This is a genomic window from Desulfosporosinus burensis (assembly GCF_054657535.1).
Window position 1 is genome coordinate 213323 of the sequence record NZ_BAAHYN010000003.1, and the last position, 14252, is coordinate 227574.

At 46.0% G+C, this 14252-nt stretch carries 15 protein-coding genes; all 15 read right to left on the bottom strand.

Annotated elements, in window-relative coordinates:
- Window position 1 precedes the first annotated feature (1 nt).
- Window positions 2–349: a response regulator gene (locus tag ACYQ3Q_RS06305; RefSeq protein ID WP_459927956.1), complete on the bottom strand. Its 348-nt coding sequence runs from the start codon at window positions 347–349 to the stop codon at window positions 2–4.
- A 29-nt stretch (window positions 350–378) separates the two neighbouring features.
- Entirely contained in the window at window positions 379–1566 is a 1188-nt protein-coding gene (gene fliY / locus ACYQ3Q_RS06310) for a flagellar motor switch phosphatase FliY (protein ID WP_459927760.1), read from the bottom strand.
- A complete protein-coding gene (gene fliM, locus ACYQ3Q_RS06315) occupies window positions 1559–2554 on the bottom strand; it encodes a flagellar motor switch protein FliM (RefSeq protein WP_459927761.1) in 996 nt (331 codons plus the stop codon). The genes fliY and fliM overlap by 8 nt, the downstream gene beginning before the upstream one ends.
- 199 nt (window positions 2555–2753) lie before the next feature.
- The gene (locus tag ACYQ3Q_RS06320; RefSeq protein WP_459927762.1) at window positions 2754–3185 is read right to left on the bottom strand and encodes a flagellar basal body-associated FliL family protein; all 432 of its coding nucleotides are present in this window, start codon (window positions 3183–3185) and stop codon (window positions 2754–2756) included.
- Between the two features lie 9 nt (window positions 3186–3194).
- Entirely contained in the window at window positions 3195–3395 is a 201-nt protein-coding gene (locus ACYQ3Q_RS06325) for a flagellar FlbD family protein (protein WP_459927763.1), read from the bottom strand.
- A gap of 46 nt (window positions 3396–3441) precedes the next feature.
- Window positions 3442–3903, bottom strand: coding sequence for a flagellar export protein FliJ (locus ACYQ3Q_RS06330; protein WP_459927764.1), 462 nt, complete (start codon window positions 3901–3903; stop codon window positions 3442–3444).
- A gap of 70 nt (window positions 3904–3973) precedes the next feature.
- On the bottom strand, window positions 3974–5281 hold the full coding sequence (fliI, locus tag ACYQ3Q_RS06335; RefSeq protein ID WP_459927765.1) for a flagellar protein export ATPase FliI: 1308 nt from the start codon (window positions 5279–5281) through the stop codon (window positions 3974–3976).
- A complete protein-coding gene (locus ACYQ3Q_RS06340; protein WP_459927766.1) occupies window positions 5238–6074 on the bottom strand; it encodes a FliH/SctL family protein in 837 nt (278 codons plus the stop codon). Before ACYQ3Q_RS06340 ends, fliI begins: the two co-directional genes overlap by 44 nt.
- The gene (gene fliG / locus ACYQ3Q_RS06345) at window positions 6058–7062 is read right to left on the bottom strand and encodes a flagellar motor switch protein FliG (RefSeq protein WP_459927767.1); all 1005 of its coding nucleotides are present in this window, start codon (window positions 7060–7062) and stop codon (window positions 6058–6060) included. The genes ACYQ3Q_RS06340 and fliG overlap by 17 nt, the downstream gene beginning before the upstream one ends.
- Window positions 7063–8661 (bottom strand): flagellar basal-body MS-ring/collar protein FliF, encoded by a 1599-nt coding sequence (fliF, locus tag ACYQ3Q_RS06350; protein WP_459927768.1) that lies wholly within the window; start codon window positions 8659–8661, stop codon window positions 7063–7065.
- 264 nt (window positions 8662–8925) lie between these two features.
- The gene (gene fliE, locus ACYQ3Q_RS06355) at window positions 8926–9255 is read right to left on the bottom strand and encodes a flagellar hook-basal body complex protein FliE (RefSeq protein ID WP_459927769.1); all 330 of its coding nucleotides are present in this window, start codon (window positions 9253–9255) and stop codon (window positions 8926–8928) included.
- Window positions 9256–9262: 7 nt separating this feature from the next.
- Window positions 9263–9763 (bottom strand): flagellar basal body rod protein FlgC, encoded by a 501-nt coding sequence (flgC, locus tag ACYQ3Q_RS06360; protein WP_459927770.1) that lies wholly within the window; start codon window positions 9761–9763, stop codon window positions 9263–9265.
- A gap of 1 nt (window position 9764) precedes the next feature.
- Window positions 9765–10955 (bottom strand): protein-glutamate methylesterase/protein-glutamine glutaminase, encoded by a 1191-nt coding sequence (locus ACYQ3Q_RS06365; RefSeq protein WP_459927771.1) that lies wholly within the window; start codon window positions 10953–10955, stop codon window positions 9765–9767.
- Window positions 10939–11385 carry a chemotaxis protein CheW gene (locus ACYQ3Q_RS06370; RefSeq protein WP_459927772.1) on the bottom strand — a complete coding sequence of 149 codons (447 nt, stop codon included), beginning with the start codon at window positions 11383–11385 and terminating at the stop codon, window positions 10939–10941. The genes ACYQ3Q_RS06365 and ACYQ3Q_RS06370 overlap by 17 nt, the downstream gene beginning before the upstream one ends.
- 215 nt (window positions 11386–11600) lie before the next feature.
- The gene (locus tag ACYQ3Q_RS06375; RefSeq protein ID WP_459927773.1) at window positions 11601–13802 is read right to left on the bottom strand and encodes a chemotaxis protein CheW; all 2202 of its coding nucleotides are present in this window, start codon (window positions 13800–13802) and stop codon (window positions 11601–11603) included.
- Window positions 13803–14252 lie beyond the last annotated feature (450 nt).

Sequence of the window (14252 nt, forward strand, 5' to 3'; positions counted from 1 at the left end):
ATTACTTCAACGCCTTCGTGACAGCCTCAACCACACGTTCTGCTTGGAAAGGCTTCACTACAAAATCTTTGGCCCCAGACTGAATCGCTTCAATAACCATGGATTGTTGGCCCATGGCACTACACATGATAATACGGGCCTTGGAATCCTGTTTGCGAATCTCTTTGACTGCTTGAAGTCCATCCATTTCTGGCATTGTAATATCCATGATCGTCAAGTTCGGTTGCAAGTCTCGATATTTTTCAACCGCCAAGGCCCCATTTTCTGCTTCACCAATTACCGTAAAACCATTTTTCGTCAAAATATCCTTCAACATCATACGCATAAACGCGGCATCATCAACAATCATTATAGTAGCGCTCACTCAGATTTCCTCCTCTATTTCAGCGAATTCATTCGTTCCATGGGATGCACAATGTCAGTAATTCGGATTCCAAATGTTTCGTTAACGACAACCACTTCACACTTAGCGATTAACTTGCCATTAACAATCATATCCACCGATTCGCCCGCCAGGCGATCCAATTCAATAACAGAGCCTGGACCCATCTCTAAAATTTCCTTGATCGTTTTTTTGGCTCGCCCCAACTCTACGCTAATTTGCAACGGTACATCTAAAATCAAGTTAAGATTATCTGGCTGTGTCATCGGTTGGCCTGGTTGAAGCGGTGTAAACCGGGCCGGTTGCACGAGTGTCTGTGCTCTTCCTTGAGTATTAGATTGGGACATTCCATAAGTCGGGGTGTCTATGGCCTGAGAATAAGGTGGCATTTCATAGGCCGGTGGTGGAGCCGATTGCGGAGTTTGATAGGAGTACGATGTCGATGACGGGATTGAGGTTGGAGCTGGAGCCGAAGTTGGTTTAGCACCTTCACTCATTGCATCCATTAGCTTGTTGACCATCCCTATTGCCACACTGAGCGGGATTACCTGGATAAGAATACTGTCAATGACCTCTTCAACAACCATTCGGAAAGAAATCCGTACAAGAGGCTCATTTGGTGTAAGGAAGTCCTGAAGAATGTCACGCCCAGATGAGAAATCATTGAGCACCATATTCGGAGGCGTGATGTCGACCATGGCATTGAACATGGTGGACATGGAAGTGGCGGCCGACCCCATCATCTGATTCATCGCCTCAGAAATCCCACTGATTTGAAGCTCAGAAAGTTCTTTGGACGGATTTTTCCCGTCTCCTCCCATCATTAGGTCGACAATTACTGAGCCATCTTGTTGAGAAAGAATCAGGAGGTTTGAACCCTCAATCCCTGCCTTATATTTAACATCACAAATCACGGAAGGGATCGGGTAATCCTCACGAATCTGTTCCGAGTTCGTAACGTCGACTTTAGGCGTGGTAATGTCCACTTTTTTGCCTAAAAGCTGAGATAATGTTGTGGCAGCTGTACCCATCGAGATATTGGCAATTTCCCCCAGGGTATCCTTTTGTAGTTCATCAAGAAATTCTTGTACTGGAGGTGTCTCTGGTTCCGGTTCTGACTCCGGTTCCAGGGTACCACGTAATAAGGCGTCAATCTCTTCCTGGGAAAGCATTCCATTAGCCATCATGGTCCCCTCCTTCCTCAATTATTTCTGAAATCTGAACGGCTAAATGTTCTCCATGTAGCCCTGGAATGGACTTAAATTTCATGAACTCCCCCACATAAATCGGCAACGGATCATTAACGGATTGGTTCAACGGAATAACATCACCCTCTGTCAGATCTAAGAGATCCCGAACGAGGATCTCTGAATGTCCTAAAAATGCCACCATATCTACCTTGGCCCATTCAATCTTTTTCCGAATTGCTTGAACTTGTTCTGGAGAAGTAACCTTTGCTTTGGTAGAAAAAAGGAAAAACGTACTTAATTTATCTAAAATGGGTTCAAGAACCAAATAGGGCATACATAGATTAATCATTCCTACCGCTTCGCCGATTCTAACTTCAAGAGTGATAAGAACGACCATTTCGTTAGGAGCCACAATTTGAGTAAACTGAGGATTAGTTTCCATTGCCACAAATTGAGGTTTTAGTTCATACACTTCCGCCCAAGCCTCTTCAGAAATAGCGATCATGTGATTCAAACGGTTTTCAATAATTGTCTTTTCGATTTCCGTTAAATCTCGGTTCTTCTCCATTCCTTTTCCTTGCCCACCCAGAAGTCGATCCACGACAGCAAAGGTAAGCGAAGGGTTTACCTCTATCAATACCGTCCCTTCCAGTGGATTCAAAGAGTAAAGGCCCAATACAGTAGGGTTTGGCAGAGAACGAATAAATTCATCATACGTGATTTGCTCAATCGAAAGGACACTGCTTTCCACAACAGAGTGTAAGTTTCCAGAAAAATAAGTGGTTAGTCCTCGACAAAAATTCTCGTGAATATTTTGGAGGGAGTGAATTTGATCCTTAGAAAACTTATTAGGACGTTTAAAATCGTACACTCGAATTCGTTTTTGACTCTTACTTACCTGGATTTCCTCAACGTCAACTTGCCCATCGGACAGCGCACTCAACAGAGCATCAATTTCAGCTTGGGACAAGACGTCTCCCATCAAATCCCCCCCTTCTATTCGTGGTTCGATATTCGATATTCGTGGTTCGAACGACTAAAGGCTGACTGTGGAACTACGTATGCGATTTTGTTGTTCGAACATCAAATCGCATACCTAATGTTCGAACTATGAACTACATGCTTCCATAATACAAAGTACTGCTATTATTCGAGCCGCGAACCACGAATATCGAACTACGTTATTGGTAGACTAACGACAGAAATAATACATCCGTGATCTTGTTGTCCGCTACTTCATTGAGTCTACTAATTAACTCTGCTCTCAACGCTTCACGGGCATCTGAAGTTTGCACATTCATCAAAGACTTGTTCGCTAAGACCGTATTAACTCTGTCTTTCAAGAATGCATCGCTCTCCTTAAGATGAACGACGGCCTTCTCATCCGTCACTTGAACGGTAATGGTCGTTTTAAGAAAATTTCCACCTTGCAAATTCACTGTAAAATCGCCGATTGGCATAAGCGGTCCTGTCTTTTTAGTCGTTTCTGCCGCCTTGGCACTTATTTCTGGAGTTTTGAAGAGGAATTTTTGTGCTCCAAGTGTCCCCCCTGCGCCAAGCGCAACCCCTAAAAACAGGGTAAGGATCATAATCACAAGAGTTTTTCGATTCATAAGGTTCAATTACTCCTCTACTTTGCAAATCTGATGACAGCGCCTACGAAATTCTGCAATTCGCTCTATTAGAATCCCGATCTTCTCTGACACCACGTATTTATTTCCACCCGTTAACGTTATAACCGTGTCCGGGGTTTCTTCCATCATTTCAATAAGATCAGGATTTAAAGCAAAGGTTTTACCATTTAGGCGAGTGACAAAAATCATAAAACTCCTCCTCCGCAAAACGTTGATTTGTGTTTAAAAAAGTAGCTTATTTTGTGGCAAGATTGGCCAAATTTTGTCGATGCCAGTGAAGCACCTGCCCAGTTTCATCCAAACCCTTTTGTTCCTTCTGTAATTCTTCAACCTGAAAGGCCGCAGCTTGTTTTTCCTTCAGTCGCTGGAACTTCTCCGTGTCACGATGCGCTTCTAGCAATACTTGGCGTGCACTTTCCATGACAGCTTCTTGCTGCATCCGTTCCTTCTCACGATCGATAAGCCTCTTCCGTTGCTCTAAGGCAAAGATCTGCCAACTCCCTAACTCAGCTGGCCGGTGTTTACCCGCAACCCGTTGTCCCTCTTGAGCATCCTTATAACGATCTTGCTGACTCGCACAGGCTCTGACACAAGCTTGCCAGAGTTGCACTTCGTGCGCGAACTCTTTTTGAGCGATTTCCAAATTCTGTTCTGCGAGTTGAAGACTTGCTTCCAAGCGAAACCGAAATCTTGGCATCGTTTTTGCTCCTTAATCTAGACTCAACTATAATCAATGTTTAAATAAAGTTTGCCCTACCACCTAAGTCTCACTCTGATGAAAAGACCGCTTTCATCTGCTGTAACATTTCTGCGTAGCCAACTTGATCGCTGACACTTTGGCAAATAAACGCCTGAATTCGGTCCATATGTGCGATAGCAGCATCAATTTTAGGATTACTTCCTGGAGTGTAGGCTCCGATATCAATCAAATCCTTGGCATCCTTATAAGTTGCTAAATGGCGACGAATTTTTCCAGATAAGTCCATGTGTTCCGGACTGATAATATCATTCATCACTCGACTGACCGATTGTAGTATATCAATGGCCGGATACTGATTTTGCATAGCCAGCTCTCGAGTTAAGACAATATGCCCGTCGAGAATCCCGCGCACAGCATCAGCAATCGGCTCATTATGATCATCACCATCGACTAACACCGTGTAAATTCCGGTAATACTTCCGATCTCCGCCATGCCCGAGCGTTCCAAAAGTTTTGGCAAGAGAGCAAAGACGGAAGGGGGGTATCCACGAGTCGCCGGTGGTTCACCCACCGTAAGCCCAACTTCCCGTTGCGCCATGGCAAAACGAGTCACTGAGTCCATCATTAAGAGGACATTCTTCCCTTGGTCCCGAAAATACTCAGCAATGGCAGTAGCCGTAAACGCTGCTTTCAAACGCACCAGCGCAGGCTGGTCGGATGTCGCCACAATGATCACGGAACGGGCTAAACCCTCTGGGCCTAAGTCCTTCTCGATAAAATCACGCAGTTCTCGCCCCCGTTCCCCCACCAAGGCAATGACGTTCACATCTGCCACTGTATTCCTAGCCATCATCCCCAACAAAGTACTCTTTCCCACCCCAGATCCTGCAAAAATCCCCATCCGTTGCCCACGACCAATCGTAAGAATTCCATCAATAGTTCTTACTCCGACACTTAGAGGCTCAAGGATTCGAGGACGCGAGAAAGCATTGGGGGGTTTACTCTGCAAAGGATACTCTGTTTCTGTCAGAAGCGGGCGTCCATCCATGGGATGTCCAAGACCATCAAGAATCCGCCCCAACAGTCCTGCTCCCACAGCCACAGTAAGCTTTTGGCACTGTGGGAGCACACGGTCTCCCGGAGCAATCCCTTCGAGTTCTCCTAGAGGCATAAGCAACGTGGTCGAATCCCGAAAACCGACGACCTCAGCCGGAAGCGCCTGTCCTTCTCGAGTTATAATATGGCAATATTCTCCCACACTCGCGCGCGGACCAGCAGCTTCAACCATCAAACCGACAATCTTAGAAACCCTCCCCTGAGCTGAGATTGGTTCAGTCTGTTCTACCGTCTGGGTCAATCGATTCCATGCCGCCATGCTCCAGCTCCTCTCGTAAGGTGTGTTCTAATTTGTCTAATTGTGCCTCAAGTCGAGCATCAAAGACCCCTTCCTGGCAGTCTAAGAAACAATCTCCGAGCTTTAAGGATTCATCGATCACCCAAGGACAAGGAAGTTGATTCCCTTCCAGCCATCCTACATCATGGGGAGATACATGGAGCCGCCAGCCTTGGCGTTCCTGTGGTAACAAGGTTAAAGCCTGTATGATTGCCAGTAAGCGCTGAGGTTCAACCGCTAAGCTTGCCCGCACTATACGTTCAGCTATTTTTATCGCTAAGCGCAGTAAAAGCTCATCAACTTTAGAATATTCCTCTTGAACCGCGCGCTGAGCTAACTGAAAAAGTTGGTTTGCCTGTTCGGTCAAGCGCTTTCCCTCTGCTTCTCCTGCCAACTTTCCTTCTGCTTCTCCTGCTAGCCGACCTTCCTTATATCCTTCCGCTTTGGCCGCTGGGTAAAGTTCGTCTTGCGCACTCTTAAGGACCTCTTGGCGTAAACGCTCCGACTCCGCTTGTGCTTGGACCATAATTTGTTCAGCACTGGCTTGAGCCTCAGCTAAGATTATGGCCGCTTTTGCCTTAGCTTCTTCTTCAAAAGAGGTCTCTCTCCAGTCCAAATAGTCTTGGTTTGTCGAGGGCTGATCCTCTTCACTGACACTGACCACCCTTAAGATATTACCCAACTGCTGAAATCCTTCTTGATTTTCCACCATCCGCGGAGTAGAAACCTCGACATCATAACTTTTGACGACCCGCCCGTTAATAGATAATCTCATCACTACCTCCTCTGGAGATGACGACTGCACCGCTTTCCTCAAGTTTGCGAATCACCTTCACAATGCGCTGTTGTGCCTCTTCAACATCTCTTAACCGCACTGGGCCCATAAACTCCATGTCATCTTTAAGCATCTGAGCAGCCCGTGAGGACATATTGGCTTGAATCCTTTGCGCAACTTCGGGATTCGACCCTTTGAGAGCAAGTCCCAAATCTTTGGTTTCTACTTCGCGTAAGACTAATTGAATACCACGATCATCAAGCACAACGATGTCTTCGAAGACAAACATCTGCCGCTTAATTTGTTCCGCCAAATCTGGATCATCGATTTCCAAGGCATCCATAACCACTTTGACCGTCCCAGGATCTGTTCGATTAAGGACATCGACAATGCTCTGGATCCCTCCTGAAGCGGTATAATCGGTGGGAGCTAAGCTAGAAATCTTACGTTCTAAAACTTTTTCAATTTCTTTGAGCACTTCCGGACTAGTTCGGCCCATCGTCGCTACGCGTTTCGCCACATCTGCCTGTCGATCTTGCCCTAGACTGGCAAGTAATGTGGCTGCTTTATCGACTGGAAGGTGCGTCATGATCAGCGCAATCGTCTGAGGATGTTCTCCTTGAATAAAGGAAAAAAGCTGTTTGGGATCCGTCCGACGAACGAGGTCAAAGGGTCTCATTTTTAAGGACGAAGCTAAGCGACTAATGATGTCGAACGCTCGAGTTTCCCCCAGAGCCCGTTCCAAAACTTCTCGAGCATACTCGATACCCCCCTTAGAAATATAGTCATTGGCAACACACATCTGATGAAATTCTTCCACCACAATATCCCGTTGTTCTGGTGATATTTTACCGACATTTGCCATCTCTAAGGTCAACTGTTCTATCTCCGCATCTCCAAGGTGTTTCACAATCTGAGCGGAATTCTCTGAGCCCAAGGCGATCATAAGAATTGCAGCTTTTTGAATTCCTGTTAAAACTTGCGCCATCTACCGTTCCTCCGATAACCAAGTTTTCACGAGTCGTGCGACTTCGTCAGGGTTATTGCGCGAATAAAGTTCTACCGACTCTTTGGTCTTTTGTTTTTGAATTTGTTCCGCTGACTTTGTCTTCGACTGAGCCAATTTCAGATCTTCCGCTTCCTCGACCAACTGTTGAGCCATCATCAATTCCGCAGTGGCGAGCGTTACTGGCTGTGAACCATTGAGTCCCAACATTTTTTCCGCGCGTGCTTTCTTCGAACGAGTTCGCAGAAACATGAACAGAACCACGAGACCTAACAAAATGGCGGCTCCGATTTGGGCATAGATCATCAACTGTTGGCGTTTAGCAGCATCTTCCATATTGGCAATTTCTTTCTGTAAATCAGTTTTATTAAACGGGATTGCAGCGACTTGGATTTGATCCCCACGAGTCGCATCAATCCCGGCTGCAGAAGCAACAATTGTTTTTATTTGATCCAGTTGGTCCTGGGTTACAGTGTCAGCATCCGCCATGACCGAAACGGAAAGACGTTTAACACCTCCAGGGCTTACTAACTGTTCCTCTTGCGTTGTATCTACTTGGAAATTCTTAGTGCTACTTGTCTTGGTCGAAGACGAATTGACTTCTTGAGCCCCTGCTGGATACGTCGGTGCCCCATTGGGGGTCAATCCCGGTATCCCTCCAGCAGCTGCACCACTGCTATTGGTCGTACTTTCATTGGTACTCTGCTCACTCAACAAGGCCCCCGGTCCATTAGTCTGTATCGTTCGTTTGATTTGGTCAAAGTCCAACGCAGCACTAATTCGAACAACGGTTTTGCCCTTACCCAACACCATATCCAACATACTCTGGATAGATTTTCGAGTATCCTCTTCGACCGTTTGCTTCAGTTGATATTGGGTACCCGTCAGACGATTGGGGTCGCCACTCTTGCCTAAAACATCTGATAAAACATTTCCACTGGTATCTACAATCGTTACATTCTCCGTTTGCAGTCCTTCTATTGAGCTTGCCAAAAGATTAGCAATCGCACGTACCTGGTCGTCGCCAAATTTTGTTCCAGGAGCAAGTTTCAAAGTCACCGCTGCTGTGGCAGCTTTTTGATTATCGATAAAAAGCGACGGCTCAGGCATCACGATATGAACACGAGCATCTTGCACGCCAGTCAATGTCCTTAATGTATTCTCTAGTTCATTCTGCAAACCGAGAACATAACGTAATTTCTTGTCGGAATCCGTTTCCCCAAGACGTAGGGTATTAAGATTATCAAAGCTAAATTTACTTTGTTGAGGAAGACCTGCATTGGCAAGTTGGAGCCGAATCTCAGCAGCTTGCTGCTGGGGAACCATAATGGTTGATCCATTATCCGCTAACTGGTAATCAGCCTTCAAATCTTTCAGTTTTGTCGTTATTGCTCCCGCTTCTGTATCACCCAGCTTTGTAAAGATCGCCACATATTGCGGGCGGCCAGCCCAAGTGATCAAGGCAATTAACGCAGAAGCGACCAAAAGAGGAGCAAGCACTGTTATTATTTTCTGTGGGCTAGAAAAATTGTTCCAAAATGTCTTTAAAGATTGTGTAATTCCGGCCCAAGAAAAATCCACTCTTGACGCCTCCTTTTATTCGATGCACGAAGTTCGAGGCGCGAGGCTCGAATGGAAACGTTCTTTAGGAACGTTTTAAACTCGAACCCTGCACTTCGGCCCTTGCGCCTCGCAATTCCCATGAATTACTAGATTAATAACCCCTTAAAAGATAACCTTCACAACGTATTTCTTTATAACCACCCTTACTCGATGCGCGAATCGAAACGTTCGTTTACGAACGTTTCAACCATCGAACCTCGCGCTTCGCGCCTCAAACCTCGATTAAAGTTGCATACGCATGACCTGATTGTAAGCATCAATCACTTTATCACGCGTAGATACTGCTAAGGATAGTGATAGATTAGCCTTTTCTAAGGCTATCATCGCTTCTGATAAATCTTGCACCTGTCCCGTGGCTAGTTCTAAGCTGGCGACATCCGCCTTCGTCTGTAGAGCATCCACTTGACCGAGGGCGTCACTCAAAAATTTGGAAAAATCCGCCTCGGCCTTTTGACCTCCCTCGGGGCGTATGTTCGGAGTAGAGTCAAGATTAGTAGGGGTAATCGGAGTAAGTCCGATCGGTAGAATCGGTGCTATCGCTTGAATGCTCATTTAATCATCACCCCTTTCCAATCTCAAGAGCTTTGGCAGCCATAGATTTACTAACATTGAGAGCAGTGACATTGGCTTCATAGGCACGCGATGCCGTCATCATATCCACCATTTCCGTCACAATATTCACATTGGGTTGACGTACATATCCTACAGGTAATCCCTCCTCAACCACTGTCGCGGCATCAGGAGAGGCAGGATTATATTCTAAACGAAAGGGTTCAGTAACGTCATTATAAATACTGGCCACTTGCACCCCGTTCCCATTCCCGTTCCCAACCTTTCCTAAACCCATCGTTTCTCCAAGAACTTTAGAAAACGGTGTTTCCGGAGGGCGAGGAACAAACACGGCGACTTGCCGACTATAGGGGATCTGGTTTCCTGCCGGGGTCAGTTCTCCCGTTCGAGTCGTATTGATATTGGCGATATTGTTAGCGGTAAGATCCATACGTAAGCGCTGGGCAGTTAAACCGGAAGCACTGATTTCGATGGCCCCAAAAAGACCCATGTTATCCCCTCCTCATCACGCATTCCACTATCGCTTTTCCGATCTCATTAAGTGGTACAATTCGGTCAGCTAGACCAGCCTCCACCAAAGACCTGGGCATTCCATAAACTACGCAGGTTTCTTCCGACTCAGCAATTGCGAACCCCGCTTCTAACCTCTTAAGCTCCTTCATCCCCTTAGTCCCATCACTGCCCATCCCAGTCATGACCACCCCTAGGGTCCCTTTGCCAACTTCTTTTGCTAAGGAAAGGAACATCACATCGATGGAAGGGCGATAAAGCGTGGGTATTGGGGCCTCATCACCAATTTGCAGTGTCAACAGACCCGACCTACGCAGAACCTGAAGCTGTTTACCGGCTGGAGCTACATACACAGTCCCCGCTTTTAAGACTTCTCCATGAACTCCTTCCCGAACATTGAGAGCACAGAGTCCATTCAACCGTTGAGCGAGGGGTCCGGTAAATCCCGGAGGCATATGTTGAGCGACCAACACCGGTACAGGGAAATTTCCTGGCAGGGCTGGCAAAACTGCTTGCAATGCCGAGGGCCCACCAGTAGACGTGCCGATGGCCACGATTTCTACAACATGCTTTGGCACCCCCCCCCCCTTGCTCGGTCTCGAACCTAGTCCCAAACTTGGGCTAGAGGATGAAACGGGAGCAGTCCCTCCCTTTAAGATACCTGCTTGAACCACAGTACCTGCCGTTGCGGAAGGGACCGTAGTAGGGGGAGTCTGTAGCGATGAGGGTGTTGTCTTAGGCTTGAGTCGCGCAGGATCGACTAACGCTGCTGCTTTTACTTTCTCTACTAAATCCCGGGCGAGGACCTGTAAATCCGCTCCCGGTCTTCCCGACGGTTTAGCCACAACATCAATAGCCCCTAAGTCCAGAGCCTTCAATGTGGACTGCGCACCTTCCGTGGTCACAGCACTCAAGATGATCACTGGGGTCGGTTGCCAACGCATAATTTCTTCCAACGCCTGAAGTCCATCCATGACCGGCATCTCGACATCCATCGTCACCACATCTGGACGAAGGGATTGAAGTTTAAGAATCCCTTCGCGTCCATCTCTTGCAGTATCCAAGACTTTAATACCCGGATCCTGATTAAGAATTTTTTGTAGTGTTAACCTCATGAACGGAGAATCATCGACTATGAGGACTCCGATCTGTGTCCTAGGCGCTGACGTCATGACTTAGCTCTCCACCTATAATGTGATCGAGATCCAAGAGGATAAGCAGACGTTCCCCTATTTTTCCAACCCCACGAATAAACTGAGAGTCCATGCCCAGTGCAATCGGCGGTGGTGGTTCTATCGCTTCACTATCAAGGCGCAAGACTTCAGTGACTGCATCCACCCGAATTCCGAACACTTTTGATTGAACCTGCAGGACGATAATCCGACTGAGATCGGTTTCTTCCACGCGATCCATTCCAAAACGAATTCGCAAGCTGATCACCGGAATGACGTTACCTCTCAGGTTAATGACACCCTCAATATAATTCTCGGCTTTAGGCACTCGAGTAATCGGTGGAATACGGATAATCTCCTGGACACGCATAATATCAACGCCGAATTCTTCAGAGCCTAAGCTAAACGTAACTAACTGTTCTTCTGCCATAGTAAATTCCTCCTTTTCGATGCGCGAAGCGCGAGGCTCGATGTTCGAGCTGGAATAAAAACTTGAAAAGTTTTTAGGAACAATTAAAGTTTTCTTTATGCTAAGCCGTTGGGCGATGCGATTGATCAACTGAGATTTGAATTGTTCTTAAAAACTTTTAGTTTTTAATGCTAATTCGAACCTCGAACATCGAGCTTCGCGCCTCGCGCATCGATTTAGCTTTTGCGTGTTACTAAGACGTCTTGGATTAAGGATCCGATATCGAGAATCAAGGTGACTTTTCCATCTCCGAGAATGGTTGCGCCGGCAATTCCGGGGAGATTATTCAGGAATTCACCCAAAGATTTAATGACTACTTCTTGTTGTCCGCGCAATTCATCCACGATTAGCCCTAAAGCTTTATCTCCAAAGCCCACTACAACGACAAAGACCTCACTGCATTCGGTTTCCGGCGTCGGAAGATCGAACTTTTCTTGTAAAGAAATGAGAGGTAAGGTGTTGCCTCGCAGTTGAACCATTGGCAGTCCACCCACAGTTTTAATATCCTCTCGATTGACCAGAAGAGTCTCTAAGACAGAAGAAAGTGGAACCGCATAAATTTCTTTTCCAACTTCAACGAGCAGCGCCTGAATGATGGCCAAGGTCAAAGGCAAGCGGATGGTGAAGGTGCTTCCCTTCCCTTTGCGAGTTGTAATATCCACCATTCCCCCTAGATTATTCAGGGCCTTCTTCACGACATCCATCCCAACACCCCTGCCGGAAATATCAGTCACCGTATCTGCCGTACTAAAGCCGGGCAAGAAGATAAGGTTGGCGATATCCCGTTCAGAGAGTTCCTCTCGCTCTCCGATCAAGCCTTTAGAAACCGCTATTTGCCGAATTTTATCGAGATCTAACCCTGCCCCATCATCGGAGATGAGAATAGCAATGTGATTGCCTTCATGGTAAGCATTGAGGGTAATCGTCCCTAGTTCAGGTTTCCCAGCTGCCCGGCGCTCTTCAGGAGATTCAATACCATGATCCACTGAGTTTCGAATCAGATGCATCAGAGGATCGCCGATAATTTCAACCACAGTCTTATCAAGTTCGGTATCTTCACCTTTTAAGACAAGGTCGATTTCTTTGCCCGTCTTTTTGGCAAGGTCACGAACTAAACGTGGAAAACGATTGAAGACAGTCCCGATCGCCACCATTCGTAAGCGCATAACACTCTCTTGAAGGTCATTCATTAGACGACCCAAGTAAACGTTCGCTTCGTTTAGATTGTTGACCATACTGTCCGTACTGTATTGAGCCTTCAGATCCAAACCAATTTGCACCAGACGGGTCCGGGTGATGACCATTTCTCCAACCAGATTAATCAGATTATCCATTCGAACTGTATCTACACGGATTGTATGTACTTGAGTATTACCTTCTCCATTGGTAGCCTCAATGGCAGGTGTGCCTGTAGCTTTACGGATCCCTTTTGGTTCAAGGGCAGCTTTCTGACTTAAGCTTGGCTGAACCACTTTTTCTTCAGGCACGACCGTCGGGATGACCTTGGACGCGTTTCCCGATTCTGTAACAACTTTCGTAACCTCAGTCATATCCTCAAAGGCATCTTCCTTTGTCTCTACAACATCCGGATAAGGGTGTACTACGACATCCACCAACTCAGAAATCTCCAATAGTTCTCTCTGAATCTCTTCGCAGGGCTCATCACAGAGCACGAGCATGAAGAATTCCTCTGCATTTCCGACTTCCAGATCCTCAACGCTGGGCAAAAGTTTAATCACAGAGCCCATTCCCTCAAGTCGCTGAGTGGCCATCACTGCACGAACTGCCTTCATGAGTGTATTAGGCCCAAGTTTTACATCGACCTGATAAACACCACGTCCTAAACTTTGAGCATCGCTTACTTTTTCACATTCAGAGGTTGTTAGAGAAAAGTTAATCGGAACAAACTTCACGACTTCTTCACTATTTTCTGGAAAGGTTAGTGAATTCACTGTTTCAACTGGTTTATCTCCATTCAATAACCCCCGCATAGAGGAGGCTAAATCTTCGAACTCAATTGCAATCTCCTGCCGCTGCTCGACCTGAGCTAGCATCGCTTTGACTCGATCTGTCACTGCCAATAATGTATCGATCATTTCCAAAGAAACATCCATTTTCCCCTGGCGCAAATGATCCAACAAATCTTCGGCAGCATGGGTCAAGGCAACGATTGGCGTGAACCCCATAGTTCCTGAAGCTCCCTTTAAACTGTGAGCCGAGCGGAAAAGATCGTTAATAAGTCCGATATTCCCTCCCTCTTTCTCAAGTTGTAAGAGCCCAGCCCCGAGCTTTTCAATCTGTTCCTGGGAATCCAATAGGTAAAACTCTACAAATTCCCCCAGATCTACTCCCTGATTCGTGTTCTCATCTTGACTCACGCATTGCCACCCCAATCTTTTTATTGATAAAATATTACTAAATACTTCGTAAGTCGCTCTATAACGATACTAATCTAGTTTATCGTCCAGTCTTTTATGTAAAATATTGCATGGAGGGAACAACTTGTCCTAAATACGTTTTATTCGCCATATTTTTTAGAATTCCTCCAAAAAAAGTATATAAACATAATTACCGTTTATCATCTAATAGTAGCACCTAGTCCCTTAAACCGTATACAGTTATTTCGACAAAATTCCCATGAATATTTTTTTAATTATATGGATCCCCAAATTTATACCTAGTTGTTTACGTGATTAACAATAGCATCAAGTAGTAATACCCACAAATGGTTTGTTTGTCACAATCCGATAGGACCTTTGGGCAAAAAAAACAGGGTGCAAATAAATTGCATCCTGTTTTTTTGAGGAACGTTTATGTTATTTTTTTGT

Excerpts from the sequence above, each read along its gene's own strand:
- flgC (WP_459927770.1), bottom strand. The coding sequence starts at position 9,763 with ATGGGTCTTTTTGGGGCCATCGAAATCAGTGCTTCCGGTTTAACTGCC.
- fliI (WP_459927765.1), bottom strand. The coding sequence starts at position 5,281 with ATGGCGGCATGGAATCGATTGACCCAGACGGTAGAACAGACTGAACCA.
- ACYQ3Q_RS06320 (WP_459927762.1), bottom strand. The coding sequence starts at position 3,185 with ATGAATCGAAAAACTCTTGTGATTATGATCCTTACCCTGTTTTTAGGG.
- ACYQ3Q_RS06340 (WP_459927766.1), bottom strand. The coding sequence starts at position 6,074 with ATGAGATTATCTATTAACGGGCGGGTCGTCAAAAGTTATGATGTCGAG.
- ACYQ3Q_RS06305 (WP_459927956.1), bottom strand. The coding sequence starts at position 349 with ATGATTGTTGATGATGCCGCGTTTATGCGTATGATGTTGAAGGATATT.
- ACYQ3Q_RS06330 (WP_459927764.1), bottom strand. The coding sequence starts at position 3,903 with ATGCCAAGATTTCGGTTTCGCTTGGAAGCAAGTCTTCAACTCGCAGAA.
- fliE (WP_459927769.1), bottom strand. The coding sequence starts at position 9,255 with ATGAGCATTCAAGCGATAGCACCGATTCTACCGATCGGACTTACTCCG.
- fliG (WP_459927767.1), bottom strand. The coding sequence starts at position 7,062 with ATGGCGCAAGTTTTAACAGGAATTCAAAAAGCTGCAATTCTTATGATC.
- fliM (WP_459927761.1), bottom strand. The coding sequence starts at position 2,554 with ATGGGAGACGTCTTGTCCCAAGCTGAAATTGATGCTCTGTTGAGTGCG.
- fliY (WP_459927760.1), bottom strand. The coding sequence starts at position 1,566 with ATGGCTAATGGAATGCTTTCCCAGGAAGAGATTGACGCCTTATTACGT.
- ACYQ3Q_RS06365 (WP_459927771.1), bottom strand. The coding sequence starts at position 10,955 with ATGACGTCAGCGCCTAGGACACAGATCGGAGTCCTCATAGTCGATGAT.
- ACYQ3Q_RS06325 (WP_459927763.1), bottom strand. The coding sequence starts at position 3,395 with ATGATTTTTGTCACTCGCCTAAATGGTAAAACCTTTGCTTTAAATCCT.
- ACYQ3Q_RS06370 (WP_459927772.1), bottom strand. The coding sequence starts at position 11,385 with ATGGCAGAAGAACAGTTAGTTACGTTTAGCTTAGGCTCTGAAGAATTC.